Annotated in this window: 1 protein-coding gene and 1 pseudogene; both read right to left on the bottom strand. The window is 44.4% G+C overall.

Features of this window, described 5'->3' with window-relative positions; genetic code table 11:
• Window positions 1-128, bottom strand: a pseudogene (locus tag I6E38_RS14820) (site-specific integrase); the annotation flags it as partial.
• Window positions 129-256: 128 nt separating this feature from the next.
• Window positions 257-1,207 (bottom strand): helix-turn-helix domain-containing protein, encoded by a 951-nt coding sequence (locus tag I6E38_RS14815; protein ID WP_235394703.1) that lies wholly within the window; start codon window positions 1,205-1,207, stop codon window positions 257-259.
• Window positions 1,208-1,212: the final 5 nt, after the last annotated feature.

Below are 1,212 nucleotides of genomic sequence, written 5' to 3'. Positions count from 1 at the left end.
TCATGGCGGATGACTTTCATCGTGCTCTCGTCACGATAGCCTGGATAATAGTCAAGATAATAGGACAGCATGCGTCCGTCCTTGATTTTGCGTGTACGCAATGATACGGTCTTGCAAATGTTGCTCATAACTGATATGTATTATTGATGATTATTCATGGTGAAGTGTCTCTTCACGACTGCAAAATAACTGAATGATACTTCCGTGACTCCAATTATTTGCAGTCATTGATGGATAATGCTGAAATCATTTGAAATCACAGTCCTTTTGCTGCTCTTTCCGCCATTGCTCGCTCCACATCCGTCCTCAAAAGCAGGTTCTTTACACCCACTTTTACCTTGCTGATATGGTGAACTCTCACTATATGGCAGATGTTGGCACTTGTCAGACCATACAACTGCTGCACTTGTTCTGTGGTATAATAGCTATCATTGCTCATGAGGTCAGTTCTGCGCAGTTCTTCAAGATGCTCCTTGGAATAATAGGTACGTCCGTATTCTCGCTTGGTCGGTATCTTATGGCGGTAGGTGTATGCCCTAAGTGCTGACTTGCTCATGCTAAAGGCTTCCTCTATATCATCAGCAGTCACCCATTCCGTGATACTGTTGAGGTCAACGGCAGTACCGAAGAACTCGTCAATATGTCGTTTGCTGTAATAGTTCTTGCCTGCGATACGGCACATCGGTATCTGGTTGCGCTTGGCGGAGGTGTAGAGCCAAGACTTCTTGACCTTATAAATGGACATCACTTCCTCGCCCGAATAATAGTCAAGTACCTCATTCTCCTCTTTCCCTTTTGTCGATTCCTGCTTTTGTATTGGTTTTTCTGTTTTTGCCTTTTTACTGAGCTTGCTCTTGCTGGCAGGAACCACACGCTTGTAGGGATTACCCTCAAACATCTTCTCTATATCAGCCTTTCTTACGAATGCCATTCGGCTGCTCAATCTTGATGCCTTCAACTTGCCGTTAGCCACAAGTTTGTAGATATACTGTCGGGTGCATCCCATCAGAATGGCTGCTTTGGAGAAGGTAAGATACTCCTGATGTTGCAGATCCATGATTGGCTCAATACCGTTAATCAAGTCCTGCTGTCTTTTCTTCCTAAGACGTTTTGCCTCTGCCTGACATTCCTCGGAACAGTATTTCTGCATACCGCTTCTTGGCACGAATGTCTTGCCACAAAATTCACATTTTCTTGTCGGTCTCATACTCT

It is taken from the genome of Leyella stercorea (assembly GCF_021531355.1).
Lineage (GTDB): Bacteria > Bacteroidota > Bacteroidia > Bacteroidales > Bacteroidaceae > Prevotella.
Note: the sequence above shows the minus strand (reverse complement) of the source record. Positions and strands in the feature narration are given on the sequence as shown.